This is a genomic window from Photobacterium sp. CCB-ST2H9, from assembly GCF_023151555.2.
GTDB lineage: Bacteria > Pseudomonadota > Gammaproteobacteria > Enterobacterales > Vibrionaceae > Photobacterium.
Genome location: NZ_CP100425.1, coordinates 1,479,089 through 1,498,699, shown reverse-complemented (window position 1 = coordinate 1,498,699; position 19,611 = coordinate 1,479,089). Strand labels below are relative to the sequence as shown.

General features: G+C 43.6%; 26 protein-coding genes. All 26 read right to left on the bottom strand.

Features of this window, described 5'->3' with window-relative positions:
- Window positions 1–32 precede the first annotated feature (32 nt).
- Window positions 33–848, bottom strand: a complete 816-nt coding sequence (locus tag L4174_RS07140; RefSeq protein ID WP_248139870.1) for a hypothetical protein — start codon at window positions 846–848, stop codon at window positions 33–35.
- A 211-nt stretch (window positions 849–1,059) separates the two neighbouring features.
- The gene (locus tag L4174_RS07135) at window positions 1,060–1,578 is read right to left on the bottom strand and encodes a GNAT family N-acetyltransferase (protein WP_248139868.1); all 519 of its coding nucleotides are present in this window, start codon (window positions 1,576–1,578) and stop codon (window positions 1,060–1,062) included.
- A gap of 63 nt (window positions 1,579–1,641) precedes the next feature.
- On the bottom strand, window positions 1,642–2,181 hold the full coding sequence (locus L4174_RS07130) for a GNAT family N-acetyltransferase (protein WP_371929384.1): 540 nt from the start codon (window positions 2,179–2,181) through the stop codon (window positions 1,642–1,644).
- Window positions 2,171–2,776 (bottom strand): YdeI family protein, encoded by a 606-nt coding sequence (locus L4174_RS07125; protein WP_248139866.1) that lies wholly within the window; start codon window positions 2,774–2,776, stop codon window positions 2,171–2,173. The genes L4174_RS07130 and L4174_RS07125 overlap by 11 nt, the downstream gene beginning before the upstream one ends.
- Before the next feature lie 45 nt (window positions 2,777–2,821).
- A complete protein-coding gene (locus L4174_RS07120) occupies window positions 2,822–3,034 on the bottom strand; it encodes a DUF3565 domain-containing protein (RefSeq protein WP_248139864.1) in 213 nt (70 codons plus the stop codon).
- A gap of 85 nt (window positions 3,035–3,119) precedes the next feature.
- Window positions 3,120–3,635, bottom strand: coding sequence for a hypothetical protein (locus tag L4174_RS07115; RefSeq protein ID WP_248139862.1), 516 nt, complete (start codon window positions 3,633–3,635; stop codon window positions 3,120–3,122).
- 81 nt (window positions 3,636–3,716) lie between these two features.
- Window positions 3,717–4,163, bottom strand: a complete 447-nt coding sequence (locus tag L4174_RS07110) for a GNAT family N-acetyltransferase (RefSeq protein ID WP_248139860.1) — start codon at window positions 4,161–4,163, stop codon at window positions 3,717–3,719.
- Window positions 4,164–4,299: 136 nt separating this feature from the next.
- Window positions 4,300–6,087, bottom strand: coding sequence for a M28 family metallopeptidase (locus L4174_RS07105; RefSeq protein WP_248139858.1), 1,788 nt, complete (start codon window positions 6,085–6,087; stop codon window positions 4,300–4,302).
- Window positions 6,088–6,562: 475 nt separating this feature from the next.
- Complete coding sequence (locus L4174_RS07100; RefSeq protein ID WP_248139856.1) at window positions 6,563–7,258, bottom strand: penicillin-insensitive murein endopeptidase; 696 nt, start codon at window positions 7,256–7,258, stop codon at window positions 6,563–6,565.
- 199 nt (window positions 7,259–7,457) lie between these two features.
- Window positions 7,458–7,703, bottom strand: coding sequence for a hypothetical protein (locus L4174_RS07095; protein WP_248139855.1), 246 nt, complete (start codon window positions 7,701–7,703; stop codon window positions 7,458–7,460).
- A gap of 62 nt (window positions 7,704–7,765) precedes the next feature.
- A complete protein-coding gene (locus tag L4174_RS07090) occupies window positions 7,766–8,770 on the bottom strand; it encodes a serine protease (protein ID WP_248139853.1) in 1,005 nt (334 codons plus the stop codon).
- Between the two features lie 517 nt (window positions 8,771–9,287).
- On the bottom strand, window positions 9,288–9,650 hold the full coding sequence (locus L4174_RS07085; RefSeq protein WP_248139851.1) for a GFA family protein: 363 nt from the start codon (window positions 9,648–9,650) through the stop codon (window positions 9,288–9,290).
- A 271-nt stretch (window positions 9,651–9,921) separates the two neighbouring features.
- A complete protein-coding gene (locus L4174_RS07080) occupies window positions 9,922–10,140 on the bottom strand; it encodes a VF530 family DNA-binding protein (protein ID WP_248139849.1) in 219 nt (72 codons plus the stop codon).
- 173 nt (window positions 10,141–10,313) lie between these two features.
- Entirely contained in the window at window positions 10,314–10,667 is a 354-nt protein-coding gene (locus L4174_RS07075; protein WP_248139848.1) for a DUF1428 domain-containing protein, read from the bottom strand.
- A 25-nt stretch (window positions 10,668–10,692) separates the two neighbouring features.
- Window positions 10,693–11,082, bottom strand: a complete 390-nt coding sequence (locus tag L4174_RS07070) for a YciI family protein (RefSeq protein WP_248139846.1) — start codon at window positions 11,080–11,082, stop codon at window positions 10,693–10,695.
- Window positions 11,083–11,115: 33 nt separating this feature from the next.
- Window positions 11,116–11,970: a YciI family protein gene (locus L4174_RS07065; protein ID WP_248139845.1), complete on the bottom strand. Its 855-nt coding sequence runs from the start codon at window positions 11,968–11,970 to the stop codon at window positions 11,116–11,118.
- A gap of 119 nt (window positions 11,971–12,089) precedes the next feature.
- Window positions 12,090–13,367, bottom strand: coding sequence for an RNA polymerase sigma factor (locus tag L4174_RS07060; RefSeq protein ID WP_248139843.1), 1,278 nt, complete (start codon window positions 13,365–13,367; stop codon window positions 12,090–12,092).
- Window positions 13,368–13,436: 69 nt separating this feature from the next.
- Entirely contained in the window at window positions 13,437–13,892 is a 456-nt protein-coding gene (locus tag L4174_RS07055; RefSeq protein WP_248139841.1) for a GNAT family N-acetyltransferase, read from the bottom strand.
- A 66-nt stretch (window positions 13,893–13,958) separates the two neighbouring features.
- Window positions 13,959–14,438: a GFA family protein gene (locus L4174_RS07050; protein WP_248139839.1), complete on the bottom strand. Its 480-nt coding sequence runs from the start codon at window positions 14,436–14,438 to the stop codon at window positions 13,959–13,961.
- Window positions 14,439–14,655: 217 nt separating this feature from the next.
- Window positions 14,656–15,192 (bottom strand): RNA 2'-phosphotransferase, encoded by a 537-nt coding sequence (locus L4174_RS07045; RefSeq protein ID WP_248139837.1) that lies wholly within the window; start codon window positions 15,190–15,192, stop codon window positions 14,656–14,658.
- A gap of 384 nt (window positions 15,193–15,576) precedes the next feature.
- Window positions 15,577–15,909 carry a hypothetical protein gene (locus L4174_RS07040; RefSeq protein WP_248139835.1) on the bottom strand — a complete coding sequence of 111 codons (333 nt, stop codon included), beginning with the start codon at window positions 15,907–15,909 and terminating at the stop codon, window positions 15,577–15,579.
- Window positions 15,910–16,062: 153 nt separating this feature from the next.
- Window positions 16,063–16,311, bottom strand: coding sequence for a DUF3297 family protein (locus L4174_RS07035; protein WP_248139833.1), 249 nt, complete (start codon window positions 16,309–16,311; stop codon window positions 16,063–16,065).
- A 458-nt stretch (window positions 16,312–16,769) separates the two neighbouring features.
- Window positions 16,770–17,357: a hypothetical protein gene (locus tag L4174_RS07030; RefSeq protein WP_248139831.1), complete on the bottom strand. Its 588-nt coding sequence runs from the start codon at window positions 17,355–17,357 to the stop codon at window positions 16,770–16,772.
- A 752-nt stretch (window positions 17,358–18,109) separates the two neighbouring features.
- Window positions 18,110–18,376: a hypothetical protein gene (locus L4174_RS07025; RefSeq protein WP_248139829.1), complete on the bottom strand. Its 267-nt coding sequence runs from the start codon at window positions 18,374–18,376 to the stop codon at window positions 18,110–18,112.
- Between the two features lie 30 nt (window positions 18,377–18,406).
- Window positions 18,407–18,949 carry a hypothetical protein gene (locus tag L4174_RS07020; RefSeq protein ID WP_248139827.1) on the bottom strand — a complete coding sequence of 181 codons (543 nt, stop codon included), beginning with the start codon at window positions 18,947–18,949 and terminating at the stop codon, window positions 18,407–18,409.
- A gap of 103 nt (window positions 18,950–19,052) precedes the next feature.
- Window positions 19,053–19,607 carry a zf-TFIIB domain-containing protein gene (locus tag L4174_RS07015; protein ID WP_248139826.1) on the bottom strand — a complete coding sequence of 185 codons (555 nt, stop codon included), beginning with the start codon at window positions 19,605–19,607 and terminating at the stop codon, window positions 19,053–19,055.
- Window positions 19,608–19,611: the final 4 nt, after the last annotated feature.

Genomic DNA, 19,611 nt, shown 5'->3' with positions numbered 1-19,611 from the left:
ATGTCATTGTTGTAGGTTGCATCTTTTACACATCAAACTGACATCACAATCAAATCTTCAGGTAAATATTTTAATTTCACGGTGTCCCCTTCGATTTCAACCACGTTATCTAAACCGGTCATTTTACCTTCAGATACCACAAAAACGCGCTCTTCTCTCAGAGACTCCAGATACTCACGAAATTCTGCCAAATGATTGGGGTGTGCAATATCCGGATCGCGGCTGTATTTATCAAGCCGTCGCCAGAGTTTAGGGAAAATGGGTTTCATCGTTGAAAGCGACGATTCACCAGAGTAAACCGCCCCTTTATTGGTCATATCATCAGCCCAGATATTCTGGCGAGTCGCTCGGGTTTCGACGACCGCCTGTGCTAACGCGATCCGCAAATCGTCAAACAGCGTATCGTAAAATAAAGGATATGCATGGCCTCGGGTAATCTGTTGATAATTCACACTCTCTTTCATGCGATCAACGTTTAAATACACCTGAGAACCGTCGGGTTCAACTGGATCCCCCAAATACACAAACGCAATGGGGCGTCCGTTCGGGCCAATCTGATTGGTTAAAATATACCCTCGTGCAGTCCCGACACCTTCAGGCACACCACATAATTCAAGATTGCTGACTGTCGCATTCGATGAAAAAGGTGTGGCCGCCTTTGATTCCATCGTATCAATTCCCTCAAACCGCAACTGAATCGTCCCGGTGCTGGTACTGATTCTGGGTGGTCTGCCCCGACGTTTGAGTTGGAACAAGGGAGTCGGATCATCCGGCCGAAAACGGATTGAATCCCCGTCCGGTCTGCCAGCTTGCGGAACAAATTCACCTTTAATCACTGTAAAAGACATACGATTTCTCCTTATCGCTTTAACAGTTGAAGTGTTCGGATGCAGCTATTTCCAGATAAAACTAGCCCTGATTTCAGGGAAAGGAACCGGCAGACAAGGGAAAATAAGGTACGTTGATCACATCTCGGAAGAATAATATCCGGCTGTTGTTCTCAGACCCAATGAACAACCAGCCAGGTATCGTCAGAAAGCTTTCATGGCAGGCAACGACTCAGCAGTCACAGGTGACCCAATAACGGGCGATCGGTTCGGGAAACACTTTTCCCTTCACCACATTTTCAAATATTCCCCCGTTATTTTCGATCACCTTCCGGGATGCAATATTATCTTCATCCGCAGTGATCAGTGCGTTCCGGATGCCCAATTCGCTGGCTTTGGGCAACACCAGTTTCAACATCTCTTTTCCATAACCCCGGCCACGATAAGACGGTGCAACATCGAAACCAATATGTCCGCCCTCCAGAGCCAGAAAATCATTCTCGATGTGATGACGCACCCGGATTGCTCCCAGAATCACTGCGTTCTCAATCAGCCAGAAATGGCTGCACGGGACATAACCTTTTGGCAGGTTGATGCCTTTCTCCTCATCTCGTAATTGCTGAACATAAGCCGAGAAGTTTTCTGTCCCTTGCTGATAAAAACCGGCATTTTCAGGATCGTGATTCACAAAGTCGTGATAGAAGTCGGCAAATGCCGCTTCTAAATCAGAAGAGAGCAAAACTAATTCCATGCTTAACCTTTATATTCCCTTTGTTCAAAATGACATCTTTCGATAAATACCAGAAAGTTACGCTTAGACATGAAATAATATGAAATACATAAGCAAGTCCACATCTGTCTCTGTTGAAAGTGTATAACGCTCTCCGACAATACTGTGCACTGCAGACTTCCAGAATGTCAGTGCGGGTGTGTTTTCAAGTAACACACGAATTTGCCATTGTCCGGGATGGCGGTTGACAATACATTGCAATGCTTGCCTGCCGACACCTTGCCCTTTGAACTTTCGGAGAACAAAAAATTGTTCAACATCGTACGCAGACTGAGTACCGGGGTATAAACGCACCAGCGCAAAACCTGCTAGTTCATCCCCTTGAAAAATAAAGTATGGAGAATGGTCTTCCCTTTCCCAATACTTGTGCAGGCTCAGCGCATTAAACGGATATACACCGTCGTCATTCGGGTTCCACTTCAAAAAAGCTGACAGTTCATAAAGATAATACTGAAAAAGGTTTTCGAGTGTTGGACGCTCTCGGATTGTAATATCTCTGAGCGTGACCTTTATTTCTTGTTTATTCATCAAGCTAGATTCACCAAAAGACTGATTACCTGTCATTCAGGCCCTTCCCATCCAAAATCTGAGGAATACATTGTTCAACTCTGGAGGAACGGGTCCGGGATTGTTTGGCGCCGGAAAAATGTAAAAGATAAGCTCTCTGCCGACCCGGCGTCAAAGCCTCAAACGCTTGCTTCAGCTCGGGCATTTCCTCGAGTTTTGTCTGAAACTCCTCGGGCACCTCAAAAGCCTCAGTCGTCTTAAAGTCAAACTGAACCCCTGATTTTTCGATAGCAATGGCCTGACTGATATAGCGGCTGAGTGTATCCGTATGCCGTTTGACCTCATCCAGACCAGTAAACCGCGCCCTCCGGGCTAACTGTGTGTTCTCACCCGGCGCTTCCAGAATTTCAGCAGAATCATCCAGTAATGCCCCTTTCAAAAAGAGCACACAAAAAGATGCCTTAAATCCCTGCAAGATAACAATATTATTCCCCTGACAGGTATAACAGGGCTTCCCCCACTTCAGGGTTTCCGTCAACTCGCAATCCAGGGCGATCTTTCTCACCAGAAGAATTTCATCCTGCCACTGGCTGGTATTTTGGATATAGCCGTCCACTTTCGGGTGAGTCTGCCCCTTATGATGTTTGTTCATCAGTGCTTCCTTTTCTGAAAAAAAACGATAGTCCTTCGTCTGAAGTCAGACGGGTTTGATATCAGCCGGTTCGCCCAGATCGCATTTCTTACAATTCAAAAGGAATCCCAGCTTCTCCTTCCGGCGCGCTGCCGTTGTGACCCAGGGCCGACATATAAACGGCGGACGATGTCTGACATGCTGAAAATGGCCGCAGCCAAGTTCCGCAACCCAGTCTCCCTCTTCATCCTGATGATAGCCCACAATCGGTTGTTTCAAATGTCATTCCTTTTGAGATGCACGGCGAATACAAGGTTTTCGGCTGTTTTTGATGTACGGTACATGAGCATTCACAGTGAGCGCTTTAAATCCTTTTCCGCATCTTATCCAGCAACGCTAAACAGCCTTGCATGAGCAAGACTTCCATTTCCCGGTCGCTGAATAACGGCCGAATCCCAAAAAATCCGCGGAAGGTGAAAAACTTTTTAACAAAAGCAGACCATGGCACGGTTTGAGAAACCTCGAATGTTTCTTTCGTTTGTTTCGACCGGGCATAACATAACCGGGAAACCAGTTTGATCTTGGGTCTGTAAAACACAGAGAAAAAAAGTCCTTCCCCGGACCAGATATCGATGAAATTCCCATTCTGTAATTTCACAATGACAACATCCAGAATCAGATCGTTTTTTTGAAATTGTGTATCGGATGTAGCGCGCTGAAGACAAAAGATCTCCTCCAGCTTTACTTGCATCTCGTCTTCCATCTGATAATCCGTAACGTTCAACCATCGCTCGAATTTATTGATGTTCCCATTCGGTGCGACCGCGAGTGTACCCAGGTAAACCGCGGGCTTTTCTTTCTGAAAGAGCGTTGAAAACACAATCTGTCCTTTTCAAACTTTCGACACAATTTCACCAGATATGACGACAGGAATAGCGGTCATGAGATGGCCTGAATCTCACTATCTCACTTTCCATTCATACAAAATATCCGGCATGCCCTCTTCATTTTCACTATCACCGCCTATTGCAACGAAACCATGTCTTTCATAAAAGTTTCGGGCATTGACGTTCACCTCGAATGTCCGCAATTTTAAGGAACCCTTGGCATTTTTCTTTGCAAGATTGAGCAGTTGACGCCCGATACCAAGAGACTGGCTATCCGGATGTACATATAATTGACTGATTTCCTGATCATTTGCAGCCATAAACGCGACGGGAATTCGTGATTCTTCAATACATGCAACATAAAGAACATGAGTCTTTGCCAAAATTTCTTTCAGGAAATATGCCTGAGACTCAAAAGAATGAATTGCCGGAATACCTGTCGCACGCTGCATCGACATACGCCATAATTCAGTCACAGCAATAACATCACCGGCTTCTAATTCATCAATTGTGATATTCACGCTTCACTTCCGATATGACCCAGAATTCATCCCTGCTTTTAAGATGAATCATAATTGAATCACCTCACTGAAAAAAGAAAAAAGCCACGCATCGATCTGCGTGGCTTTTGTGACATCATGAACAAACATCAAATGATTATTGACGGTCCTGATCAAAGTCACCGTGGAAGTGGCCGTGGTCAGAATGACTTTCTGCCGCTTTCAGCTTCTCACCAATACGCAGTTTCTGTACTGGCTCAGAGACACCTTGCATACGCGTCATTGATTTCGCAGCCGGTTCTTCTTTTGGCGGGAACAGCGGCTTACTGAATGCGTAATAAGTCGTGACATAAGCCAGCGCCTGAGTATTGGTATACAGAGCTTCCTGACTAATGTTATTCAGATCATCACAAGCCTGGTGATAGCACTTGTCATAAGCAACGTCGATCTCACCACCAAATTTCTCAACTTCCTCTGCAGTCTTCACTTTCTCAGCGCCAGTGAACAGACCACCGAACGCAACCCCCCAATCCGCAAAACCTGCATAGTCAGAGCGTTTGGAAAGTGCTTGCGGAATGGTTGATTCAGACTTGGCGCCGAAGAACTGATTGAAAATAGACTCGATATCCGATGTACCATAAGGCGGTTTGAAATCACCGGTATAGGCATTATCCGGGCTGTCTTTCGTATCAGACAAGTCACCATCCATCACACCATAGATATAGTTTGGCGAACCGATCATGTCGAAGTTCAGATACAGTTTCACTTTATTCAGTTTGCTGTAACGCGCTTCAACCATCTCAATCTGTTCTTCTGTCAGCTGACTCGGATCTTCCAGTCCGAGCTCTTCCAGAATTTCTTTCTGTGCCTGATCGTAAATCGGTGCGAACAGTTCGTTTGTGTAGTATTCAGAACCAACCAGACCCGCTTCTTCTGCAGCCCACCAGGCAAAACGAACCTTGTTCTTCACAGGTGCTTTCGTTTCAGCCAGCGTCACCGCATATTCCAGCAGACCCGCAGTACCTGAACCATTGTCGTTAATCCCCGGGCCTTCAGGAACAGAGTCCAAATGCGCTCCCAGCATCACAACCTGATTCGGATTTCCGCGCTTGGTTTCAGCAATGACGTTTTGCGTGACAACCATTTCATCCTTCACATTGACGGACAGTGCAACAGGTACCGCTTGCGTAACACTTAAATCAAACCACTGCTTACCCAGGTCATACCGCGCACCATATGCAGGAATTGCGGCAGCTGTATCACTACCCAGAGTGCCGTTGACGACAGCCTTACGGCCTTCGCTGTTCCCCTGGTTGAAGACAATCACTGCTTTCGCACCAGCATTCTGGGCGTTGACAACCTTATCGCTGAAAGAACAGCCACCGCGCTGAATCACCGCCACTTTTCCGACCACATCTTTACCGGCAAAATCTGTCGCTTCACAGCCATCCGTGTCATCGTAATCAGGTGAACCAAAGTTGAAATCTGGCGTCACAAAAACAATAGGTCCAGTCAGCTCGCCATTCGAATTACCGGAGTAAGACATCACCGCATAATCCGGTTCTACACCTTCCCCGGCTTCACGAGTGCTGATCAAATCAACACCATTAACATTCAGCTTCGTGCCGTTTAATTCTTCCCATGCACGGAAATCAAATTCCTGAGTAGAAACACGATAGCCATGCTCTTTCATGACATCGATAATGTAATCCACCGAGTACTGGTAACCATCGGTTCCCGCTGCACGTGTCACTGAATTGCCGTCTGTCGTTTTCGAAGCACGAGCTTCAAGTTCTTCCAGATGTTCAACGACAGCGTCACGTTCAATCTCGCTGCTCACATATGCTGCAGCGCTCGTTGGATCTTTCCAGTAGCAACCGGTAAGCATCGTTGCACTAATCACTGTCGCGAGCAGTGTCTTTGTTGTTGTCATGCATACTTGCATTTGTGACTCCTTGTTTTTAGCCAACAATTAAGAAGCGATTTAACGCACACATTGTTGACTAAACACAAGGTTAAAAAAATGTTAAATCAAATGACTTGGCAAATAAAGGAATCAATATCAAACTAAATGCGCAAAATTATGCAACAACGAACATAAAACCGACACGTAATCACACTTCGTGCAAATATTCTTAAGGTATTGTCTTATTGATAAAAATATACACTAAAGGTGGGTTTGAGATCGTCACAGTGATCGCCAATTATTACACGCCCGCACAAGCAAAACGTTTGAACAAAAGGCATCACTGCCTGAGCGATTCTGATGGCTCAGTTGATTGAGACGCCATCGATCCCATCAGGGCTGTTGATACTCAGCAAAAACATTGGCGTTTTCCGGAAAAAAACGCATAGAAAGGGAAATACGAAAGGTTTCGTTGAACGCTTCATGAATAGTGATGAGCAGCTTTCCGCAAAGGTTATGCCTTATTTTTGTTGGCAGGTATTTCATCGCATGGTATTTCAAAATCAACATGATAATGATCATCATGCCTGACCCATGAACGTCGTTTTGAAAACTGAATATGCTTTTTCAAGTAATCACCATACTTAGTCTGAAACAAGTATGGTTGCAGATCAGGATCGAAAATCACCCGCCAAAGATCATATCCTCTTTTGATGGCTTCCTGATGTAACTCAATAAGATGGGCACCCATCGCCTCATAATCGATGGTCAGTGTTTGATAATGCCCTTGAAGGTCGAATTCAATATGATATCCGAATTTATTCAACGGATGAGTTGGCAAATGTACCGACTGCCCTTTCTGATTGACAACCGGCGTCATAAAGTCAACAGACAGACCATTTCGGTGAGTTTTGTGCGGATAAAATTTCCCGCCAGATTTGAAACCTGTCTCAGCATATTTAAAGACCTTGCCGGGAGCCTTTTTCTCCAGACCTGAATACGCATCCAGAATGATACTGTAAACGTCTGAATGAACATAAGTCCGCCCCAGCAACCTGGCAATATCACTATATCCAACAAAGTTTGGCCCTTCCGCCGGTAACTGCTTGCCATTTTCCAAATGACCGTTCGACGTTGTTCCAAAACACACACTTTCTGCAGCAGAAGCACCAAAAGAAAAACAGCACAGTAACGCAATTATTTTTTTCATGACCATTTATATCAAACGCATTTCCAGCCATGGGACCACTGAAGCCCCGCAAAAATATCATTTCACTTGATGCGGCTGAGCATCTCAGAATCGTAATTTTTTCAGCAAATAACCGGATAACAATATGGCTGATGCTTTACAACATCGGTCGCGTCAATCCAAAAATTCAGATTCATCCAGTCCGTCAACAGGCGACTCTTTACTTACGGGGAATTTGCTGCAAACTATCTATCGTCTCCTGTGATGCCGTCAGCCATATCTGCACCGGGAACGATTCCAGAACAGTCACATCCTTCACCAGGCCATTTTTCTCAAACACCTCCACCTGTGCCAACACAGGATCATTCGCCTCTGCACTTCCCAAAATCATGACTCGCTTCCACGAGTCTGTCGCCGTACATGCCTGCAGCAGCATCAGAAATATTATCGCAACGTATCTCATCATGTTTCCTCATGAAAGAGGCCCAACATCGTTTAGCCTCCCTCGTTTTATGATTTATGGGTTGATTAAGGATTCTTCGCGATCCAATCTTTGAGCGTGTTATAGACGGTGCTTGTAATTTGAGTACCACAGTTTCTTGTTGAAGAACCTGTCGTATGCACACCCCTGACATAATTGTTGCTATCTTTAATGCCACTACCGCTCTGACCACCAGCCGTATCAAGCGTATAGCAAACACGACGAGAAGAAATAGCATCGGTTGAACCGGAATCTGTCCACATCGTGCCAAAAGGCTTATCACCCGGATAACCGGTTACGCTGTGCGTACCGCCAGAATAGGTTCCCCAGCCCGAATTACCGCCGTTAGGCTCACTGTTCAGTACAATGATGGCGTAATCATAGTTTGTATCGCCATTATTGTGCCATGCCGTCGTTGTGACCGCATTTTTCCAGGTTGCAGTTCCCCAAGGCTTATAGGAGCCATTTTGACCTGCAGTGAAATTCAGCGATTTATACCATGTTCCTGAACCATTCGAGACACAATGGCCTGCGGTTAAAACATGTTTTTTGGTGATTAAAGTTCCCGTACAGCCAACATCAATCCGGCCATTATAGGAGTGGGGTGCTGATGTCGTGTTTGTCACCCGAACCCGATTGTCCGCCCCAATTACTTTCAGTGTTGAGAAAGTATCATCGGGCAGAACAGGCTTCGTCGGCTCATGCGGCTCTGTCGTAAAGATGCTGGCATCTAATCCTTGTGCTTGCATCGTTTTGACTGCGCTTTCTAAAAGTGCCAGAGTTTCTTCCGATATCTCTGCTTTGTATTGGGTACCATCTGCTGAAACCGCAACTGCACTCATGGCAGCAGCTTTCTCTGCGATCGAATATTCACGCGGCTGGAAGTATGCTTCTGCAGCGGGTACCTGGACGACATTCTCACCCTCAATAAAGGTTGCTTTTTCATCCATCTCAACAAAGTGAGTAAGTTCATTTGCATTTGCATTTGCATTTGCATTTGCACCGGAAATACAGATTCCTGCTAATGCAAGTACGATCAGTTTCCTGTTCATTCTTTTATCCTGTTATTTAAAATAATAAAACCATTCAATTCCATGAATGATGCGAAATCATTTTCAAGCCAACTGTTTTCGCAGGTTTAAATATAGAACAGAAGAACTCACCGTCCACAAACCAAGTTTGAATCCACTCAATTTAAAACATTTCATTTCAATCAAACCAATTTTCACAATAAAACAATATGTAATTATCTAACTTTCAGTTAATAATTTCACAAAATCATGAAAAATGACAGCATCATTAATAACAGCGAACCCGGATTTAAGAACAATATATAATGACAACATTACCTGTAGTTAAAATGATAACAATATAAATTCACAAGCAATAATTACACTTTGTTACAATGTTTATGCATCCCCCAGAGATGAATCAATACCTCGGGGGAAGCACTGTCATTTCAAATTATTTTCACATGATTCAGAAGAAAAGAACACACAGTATGACAGTGTTTTCTGTACGCAACCATCAAGAAAAGCATTCATCCGTTGGTTCATCAGCCCTTCTCAGTTATTCATCCAGGAATTTCCAGCTATCTGCGCCATCAAAATGACGTACATGCACAGACGATATCACTGCCATTGGAAACATATGATAATTCACTGCGACCCGATCACTTTGAGCTTTCGGTGTTGATGTGTAATGCGTCATGCAGCCACAGTTTTGACAGCGGTGGAACGAAATGTAGCGGTCCCCGTGTTCATAACTTTCAAGACCAGATTTGCCAACAGTGATTTCAACTTCTGACTCTGTAAAATAACCCCATAATGCAGCATATCGACGACAAACAGAGCAATTACAGCGTGTCGCTGTTTTCGTTAAATGACTAATTTTTAATTGTACATTGCCGCAATGGCATTCTCCGGTATACATCGTTGAAACTCCTTTTGACTTCAGACGCGTTGTTGATATCGCATGGCTTAGTCACCATACCTTTAACGACTTCAGAAAAATATGCCTGAATAACACTTTCTAAAACAGGAACTCAAAAATATGGGACCAACAAAAGGCATCATTCATCGTCAAAACAAGATTTGCTCCGAAACTACGTCCGGAGCAATATTCCAGTTCCCATCAGAAGCACATCAGCAACCGTGACAAATCGTAATACTCATCGCCGATAGCATGATGCTATTTCAATTCCTTAATGAAATGTATTGATGTACAAGGTCTCGACCTTGTCTCTTGCCCATTGGGTTTTGCGCAGGAACTTCAGCGATGACTTGATGGAAGGATCGTTATAAAAACAGTTGATGTTGATTTTGTCATATAACCCATCCCAACCGTAATGTTCGACCAAACGGGTTAGCACCTTCTCAAGTGTTAATCCATGTAAAGGGTTATTGGGTTGCTGTTGGCTCATTGAGTCATTTCCAGGCTAGTTTCAGATGCCTTCCCCGTGTTCAGAGTTGGCTGCAGGACCAGAATTCTACCAGAGAACGTCAACTTGCCTAGTCTGACGATGAATGAGTTCAGAAAAGGTCTGAACTCATTCATGGATATCTGCTTGCTTTCCTATTTAAAGTTCAGCTGAAACTAACAATCGACGATGGTTTCAAAACCACCATAAATCAGGCGCTTCCCGTCAAAAGGCATGGGATTTTCTTTCGGGTCACAGAATGGGTCTTTCATGAACTTCGCCATACCTTCATCCCGTGCCGCTTTTGACGGCCACTGAATCCATGAAAACACCACAGTTTCATTCTGCTTACACTGAACCGCCAACGGAAATGAAGTCACTTCTCCGTCCGGTACATCATTTCCCCAGGTTTCCACTACACGCTCAGCACCGTACTTTTTGAATAACTGCGCGGCCGCTACAGCATGCTGCTGATATTCGTCTCGTTTATCTGTCGGCACAGCACAAACGAAGCCATCTACATAACTCATGGTGATTCTCCTCTGCAAATGATGCTCACCGAACATCTGCGTCTTGATAAACCACATTATTTTCTGCCTGAAGCTCGCGTACCGGCCGGATTTCAACGCTGCCATAGCGTGCCGGCGGAATTTTACTCGCCACCTGAATCGCTTCATTCAGATCCCGGACATCCAGCAAATAAAAGCCAGCCAACTGCTCTTTGGTTTCAGCAAACGGCCCGTCCGTGATGTCAATCTTGCCATTCCGGACACGCAACGTCGTTGCTGTCTGAGTGGAAAGCAGCGCCTCGCCGCCAATCATATAGTCCCGGGAACGCAGTGATTCACCGCAATCCATGCACTCCCGATTCAGCGAATCCCATTCGGCTTGCGTCAGTGATTTCATTTGAGACTCGTCGTAATACACCAAAGCCACATATTTCATGACAGCCACACTCCTTGTTTGAGTTGAGAAAGTTTACTGCGGGTTGGTGTCGCTGCTTGGCAGCATCACCATCCAGCCAATACCAAACTTATCCGTCACCTGGCCATATAAAGGTGACCAAAAGGTTTTCTCAAGCGGCATCCGCACAGATCCACCATCAGCCAGCGCATCAAACACCCGGCGCGCTTCGTCTTCAGAATCAATCGTCAACGTCAGGTTAAACCCGGTAAACGGCCCTTCATCACCACAACCATCTGAAGCGAAAATTTTCATATCCCCGATCCTAAACTCACAGTGCATGACCTTCTCTTCAAAGCCCGGAGGTAACATACCCTCAGGTATCGGGTCAGGACTTTCATTGAACCGGAACATCAAACCAACACTGGCACCCAGATGCTTCTGATAATATTCAAGTGCTTCGTCACAACGTCCGGAAAAAAACAGATAGCAGTTCGACTGAGCTTTTTGCATCGAAAGTGTTTGCCGTAACTTGTCTTCCTGCTCCCGAACCGAACCATCAGAATCGATCCCGGCAAAATCATCCATTTCAAAATAAGGACGGATTTCAATGTCAGAGGCTTCTTCCATCGGATTCGGGCATTTTTTCACCCACGCGATCGCGTCTTCCATTGAGCGCACATTCCACACCCAATAACCGGCCACGAGTTCATTCGTTTCCGCAAAAGGCCCCTTCGTCACGGAACGATCTCGTCCATCGAAACGCACCCGAACACCTTCACTGCTGGGCTTCAATCCTTCGCCGGCCTCCATAATGCCTGCTTTGACTAGGGTTTCATTAAAATCACCCATTGCCTGCAATAACGCCTGACTTGGCATTTTACCGGCTTCCGAACTTTCGCTTGCTTTCACGATGACCATGACTTTCATTGTGCTTCTCCAATATGTGTGGATTCAGATGAATTTCAGAGCACTCCTTTCTGCTCTCTACACAATAGTCGAGTGGAGATTCGTGAAATCGACAGCGCGTGAAAAAAAATTTCACTTTTTTATTTCGATGAGGAAAGTTCCGCCAGTTTACGCTTGAGAATACGTTGCTCAGGAACTTGCTGGGTCAGGCTCAAAGCGTGTTCAAATACCGCAATCGCCTCTTGATTTCGACCAGCCCGACTCAACAATTCTCCGTAGGTCGCATAAGTCAGATGATATTGTTGCAGGACTTTTTGCGCCAGCAGACGCTCAACTAAAACCAGACCAGCCTGAGGCCCCTCACACATCGCCACAGCAACGGCCTTGTTCAGTTCAATCACGGGAGATGGTGCGACCTGAAGCAGCAAAGAATAAAGTGACACGATTTGCTGCCAGTCCGTGCTGTCAGCATCCGTCGCTTGAGCATGGACGGCAGCGATTGCAGCCTGAATCGTGTAGTAACCAAAATCTCGGGTCCCCAGAGCGCTCTGGACCAATGCTATCCCCTCCTGAATCAGGGACACATCCCATAAGGTTCGATCCTGCGCTTCAAGCAGAACGATGTCGCCATCCGAATCCGTTCTGGCTGGCCGACGGGATTCGGTGAGCAGCATCAGTGCCAGTAAACCAGAGACTTCAGCATCCGGTAACAAAGACAGCATTAAACGCGCCAAGCGAATCGCTTCTGCCGTCAGCTCGCACCGTATCACATGCTCCCCCGCAGAGGCGGAGTACCCTTCGTTATAAACCAGATAAATCACAGACAGTGCAGACTCAATTCTGTCCGGCAGTTCACTTTTAGACGGGATTTGAAAGGGGATCCGGGCATCACGGATTTTGGCTTTCCCTCGCACAATGCGTTGCGCCATTGTGGATGGCGTTGTCAGAAAGGCGCTGGCAATTTCTTCCGTGGTTAAGCCACAGACTTCCCGGAGTGTCAGCGCAACCTGCACTTTAGGATCAATCGCCGGATGACAGCAGGTAAAAATCAGACGCAGCTGATCGTCTTCAATCACATCGGCATCCGGTTCGCGCGAGTCTTCGCTGCTTTTGGATATCACGGGTGAATCGATCGGGGATTCGAGCAGTTCTGAAAGAATCTCACCCTGGCGTTTCTGACGGCGCAAATGATCAATCGCTTTGAAGCGGCCTGCAGAAACCAGCCAGGCACTGGGGTTGTCCGGAATTCCTTCCTGTCGCCACTGCGTCAGCGCGGCACTGAAAGCATCATGAAGTGCCTCTTCCGCAAGTTCGAAATCGCCCAGCAATCGAATTAAGGTTGCATACACTTTACGGGCTTGATTGCGGTACAGATCATCAATTTCTTTTTGTACCCGATCATTACTGTCATTCGTCATCCATTTATCTTCCTTGCGATACAACGAACGATGATGCAAGCGCCTCAATTTCAATGGTGTACAGGCATCTCAAAGCACCATCTGATAAATCCGGCTCGCCTCTCCATGAAGATCATAGCCGTCTTCGATTCGTTGCCAGCCAAATTTTTCATACAAACCATCATGTCCGGTTGTGAGATATAACTTTTCATATCCCATTGTTTTTACAATTGCTTTGGCATGTTCAAAAATTCTCCCGGATAAGCGTTGTCCCCGATGCTCAGGGGAAACATACACACTCGAGAGCCAGGGATATAAATCATGCCGGCTGATAAAGTCATTCATGATCAGACCAAAGCATCCCACGATCTCTTGCCCACAGAGCAGTAAAAAGAACTGCGGAATGCGCTTCATATCTTTCTCTGAGTTCGAAATTGCATCAGCATAGAAAGCATAATTATCTGGCCCGCCCCAAATCGCGTGGATATAGTTGATGCCTTCCACCAGGCCGCCAGTGTGGTCATGTATACAAACAATCTTGTACATTTCTGACTCCGATGAAGACGGACATCTGACTATGGTCATTCAGGAACCTTAAGTTTTTCTTATCCTTCACTTTTCTGGCCAGTCGGTTGTCTCATGGTCAGGATGCTGACGGTTTGACACTTTTATGGCAAGAAATCCATCGGGATCATTGTCTTCAGTTGTCCCGTAATCTTTGAGCTCACGAAGCTGGTCAACCTGTGGAAGTCGATTCTCCATACCTAACTGAAATTTCAACGGGATTTTCTTCGGTTCATCGAAGGAACCAATTGAGAGTGAAATATGCTTATTCTTGTCATGTTTAAAAAATAGTGGCGTCCCACAGTTTGAACAGAACCCACGCTCGACAAATTCAGAACTTCTGAACACGGAAGGCTGCCCCCGAGTCCAGGAAAAATCTGATAATGGAACACCGACTAAAGCGGCGAAAAAATTCCCCACTGCTTTTTGACACATCCGGCAATGACAAACATGCGGGTTGTCTAAAAGGCTATGTGCAACAAATCTGATTTTGCCGCACTGACATCCACCGAATAATGCTTCAGACATGAAATCTTCTCCCTGATTTTATCTAACGTCTTAGTATAAGCTACATCTCGAAAAATCAAACCGAGAGATTTAAATTATCACATCAGAACCCTTGACGATAATTGGCATACAGAATCAGGTAGAACCATACAAAAACACACAGACTTAGCAAGATGGATGTACACATAAAGCATCACAGAAATAATCAATTCACATAAAAACCATTTCTGACTATAATTTAAATCTGTTCTAAGTATTCTGCTGGAACAATATCTGTCAGCCATACATTGTTATATGTTTTATAGAATAAAAATCCATCTGTATGCATTCGTTCAGAATCAATTTTGAATATAACTGGTTTACCGTATCGTTTGCCAACAGTCTCAGAGATTTCAATAGACTCAGTTAGATGTACATGATGTCTTTCGCCTTTCACTAGTCCGTGGTTAAATATTGAGCTCACATTTTGCTCAGCTGTTCCATGAAAAAGTTGGCCAGGAGGCTCTGTGGCGGTGAGATCCAAGTCAACTTGAATCGTGTGTCCCTGATTTGCCCGGATTTTTGTACCCGTTTCATCAATCACGAATCGACGCTTGTCATTTGTTGCAACAACAAATTCTAATAGTTCTTTGGACAACTGTATATCTTGAGAAAGTCTGATTAAATCGTCAATCGAAGCCCAACCATTACGGTCAAGAACTAAAGCAATTGATTCTGGTTTATGTCGTAGAATGAAACTCAAGTACTTTGATATCTTTGTAATTTCTTTATTCATGAATCTCTTCACTCGAATAATATCTGTATAAATCTTTGGAAATTTTCTTTTAAAGTCATAGAAAATTGAAACACTTAACAGAAGCATCTCTTCTGAAAGGATTTACTATCGATTAACAATAGTCATTTTTAGTAAAACCAGATGCTAATATTTGCTGAGATGTCGCTGGATTAGCATCTTCAATTTTCTCACCACAATTAGGACAAGTAAATTCTGACTTACATACAGTGAATAGGCGCATAGCATAAAAAGTATGGTATTCATCACATTGTAGATAAACTGTTCTACATTGCGTGCAAGAAATGAAGACTAATCAAGATTGGTCCTCACATAAAGGACAATATCCATGCTGTGTCGAGAGATACCATACTGGCTGATTTATTTTCATTGATTTTCATTCATCAATACATATTTGGCAATATCATAAGCAGTAGTTAATACCTGTCCTTTACTTGGAGAATCACTCGGAATAACTTCAATCTCTTGTACTTCAAGATCGCCACCATATTGTTCATTGGCAATTTTCACCCCAAAAATGACTTCTTCTATATATTGATTGAGATCAAAATTCAACTTCGAATCAACGTTATCTGCAGTAATTATTTTTATAACAGCGACACCTTTTGCTAATGTCTGACCAAATTTAATTGATACCAGAACCCAATTGGATCCTGTAATGTTCGGCTTTCGATAATAGATACTTTTTTGTATATTCATATAACCTTTAAATAACATTTAATGTAAATTAATTCATCACCGCACATATTCTCCGAGAAATGTAAAACCTGATTGCGAGAAAATGATTTAAAGAATAGTACATAGAGCCTGATAAAACTCTATGTACTTTATTGAGCAGTTAAAGGTGCAACATTACTTGTAGAATGCTTCGACTTCACCTTTCAGCTTGATCAGCATCGGTTGGCCCCAACGGTCTTTCGCTTTCGGTGATGCGATTTTCACCCAGCCTTCACTGATGCAGTATTCTTCAACATCGGTACGTTCTTTACCATTTAAACGAATGCCAATCGCGTGTTCAAAGCACTCTGCCACATAATGCGGGCTGCGCGGGTTACCTGCCAGATGATCTGGTAAAGCTGGTTTCGAGTTGTTGTCGCTCATCATAATGACCTGATAATAGTTATCAAAAGGTGCATTCTAGACAAGTAGCACCATTGGCTCAACTGTTCTAGCTGACAACAAAGCTCGATTAAGCTTTTGATCCTAGCTGTAAATGCAACATAGAGCACAAGGTAGATCATGGAACTCACTCTCCTACGCCAATTTACATACCAAAAACTGCCAGCTCTTATTGGATATGTCTCCAACACGTGTTGACATAACTCATAAAAAACATCAGACAATTCAGAACTATTGTGTAAGCGTTCATGTTATCCGCATGCTGCAAAGTCCTGTTGTTGAGAACGCTTTTCAACGTATACTGGCTATGCCTCTCAAGTAATGACCATGTAATACATCAGAATAATAGTTTTGACTTCATGATCTATTTTATTCACCGTATTTTATCATGAAAAACATAAACATTTCAGTCATTACCATTTATGGATTTTTTAACAAACTCAATCAAATACTTTTGATAAATATGGTTCCAACGCGCCTGGTGTCATGGAATATGCAGAGTAATATGTATCACTTCCAAAATCTTTACTATGTAAATACCATTCCCCAGAAAAAAGACCCATTAGTACTTTCGAAACTTGGTATAACTTTATAAGCATGAATATAGCCACCAAGACAAAAATAAAATAAACTGGCGAAAGCATTATTAATTCATGATTTTCATAAACATTTATACCTGACAATACTGTCAAACCAAATATAATCATAGCCTTTGGTAAAATCATCAATAAATATTTCCTTCTGAGTTCTTGCTCACTCTTACAATGTAAATTAAATAAAGAGCTTCTTGACTCGGTAATGGGAATACCATGGATATTAATATTCCAACGAGTTTCAGAAGTTTCTACTAATGTAGTCTCACCTTTTTTCCAACCATCAATTGCAATAGAAACAACAATAGCATATATCAACTTTACGACGATTAGGTAAATCAACATCGCTTGCGCATTCAAAGCAGCCCCAACACATGCCAAACCTATTGAGAATAAATGAATAATTGGTCCAAACATTATTTTTTTGTCACTCATAATATACCACAAATATTTTATTCAAATGAAAAATTGAGAACGTCGCATTAAAAAACATCTTACTCTTTTCTTATTCCGGACTTCATCATTTCCAATCAGGCAGATAAAATATCGAGTTAAGATAAGTTTTTTAATGAAAAATGAATTTTTAAACCCAATAATTAATTGATATTTCCACCTCTATAATCGATATCACCTTGAGCAAGCATGAATAATTTGCTTCTGTAAGTCATATTCTTCAAACTAAACTGCAAACAGATAGCTTACCATTATTCAAACTGACTCATATATTCGGGCAAGACTACTTTGTTCCAACATGTTGTCTAATAGCATTCCCCCTTCGGTTGAATATGTTCAATGCCATATGCAAGCCGGGCACAGTCACACAAGCACGCTACCGCCCCTGACAATCAAATCTCGTGTCAGAAAATATGTTCAATTAGCAGACAATATAGGCGGATAGCAGCACGGTATTACTAAACGTATTTATTTAATTTATGAATCTGTGCTGGAATACAAAGTAACAATCATAAGAAAGAGAATTGAACCGTTGAAATGACCAATGTGACAATGCCAGAGCTGATTCAACCTGGTAAGCAATGCTTTAAATCCCCCATCGAATTGATTTTAAAAGTTATCGTAACCTAACAGAAAAAAGAAAGGGCACCACGATGCTTGATTGTTGCATCACGGCGCCCTTTCTCAGTTTCTGACTTGAAATCAGTCCATCAATCAGTACAGAAAAATTTCTGTTATTCCTCGACAAACTCTACTTTACCTTGAATGACACCTTGCAGGATCAGCACACCACGAATCACAGCGATCGCCATAATCAATGACATCACACCACTACAAGCAGCCAGGACATAGATGAGCATGCGTTCATCTGAGAAGTCATTCGCATTGGCTTCTAAAATATGGTTATAAGAAACTCTGCCTAGAATAAAACTCATTAAAAATGGAATCAGCAGGCTGAGTTTAAACTTTTCACGGGTGACTTTTTTGACTTCATCTGACATACGTCTTTTCCTGCTCAAATATAAATATAGTTAAGGTGCAATTTGCAACGCATCTGCAACGAAAAAGTCGCTTTTTAATACAACAGACCCCATGGCCTTGCTGCTTTCAAATCCGACCCATTGCATCATTGCGCCAAACTTTTTTTCATCATGACGATAAGTTAGCGTATCAATCAGTTCGCCACTTGCTGTATATGCTTCAAAGGTAATATAAGGCGCTGAAGCACAACAAGATGTGAACGCCCAATATCCCCCAAACCGGGTAACGGGTTGATTAAATGTGAATGTAGACTGGTTACCATCACCGTTTACCCCCAGAAACACGCTGCCTTCAATTGGTTTTGGACGACCGGCAGAACCAAAACTGAAACTCTGTTCTGTTGCATAGCCGTAATAAGGCGATGTTGAACGAAATATGCCTTGTTCACCAAAAATCGATAAATCACCTTCGACTTTTTTATCAATCCCTTCCCAGCCTTCCTGCCACTGGCCCTGAAAAACATCGATTTTTTCCAGCGAGCCATTTGCACTTCCCATGGCCAGAATAAAAGCCATGTAGATCATCTTTTTCATATTTCTTACCCAAACGATGATTCATGACAACGTCATCAATGAAATTGAATTCGGAAAAATCAGCGGGAATAATAACCCGCTGAACTCAAAAATGAATTTGTGTTTACTTCTCGGCTGAATACGGTTCTTCCGCCAGAAGATAAGCGCGTAAATCCGCTTTTTGTGGTTGCTGTTGCAGCCATTCACGGAAAGCTTTCACTTGGGCGTAGTTTTCTTCTCCGAATTTATCCCGGTAGATATCGCTGAAGTTCTGTTTGGTACTTTGTTCACGAATCTGGTGCTGCCATTGCTTCGTCACGACCGCATTCAAAGTTCCCGCTAAACCTTCGCTTTTCAGCAGCTCCCATTCGCCACGGTCGAGCCACAACCCGCCCACCGCTGCACTGTAATCAACCCGGTGATCGTTCTGAGCAGAAATCCGGAATTTATTCATAATTGTGCCGGTGACCGGGCACAACAATGCTTTCTTCGTGTCAGCAGCTTCTTGCTCGAAACTGATATCATCTGAAAACTGATAGTCGGGATTTCTGTCTTTCCAGGCGACGAAATCTTCAATCAAGATCCAATTACCTTCACAGTGAGAACAGGTATGGGCTCTGAACTGTCCTTCAATAAAGCTGGGATTTAAAGCCCCTTGTTTACAACTCGTACACTTCATTCTA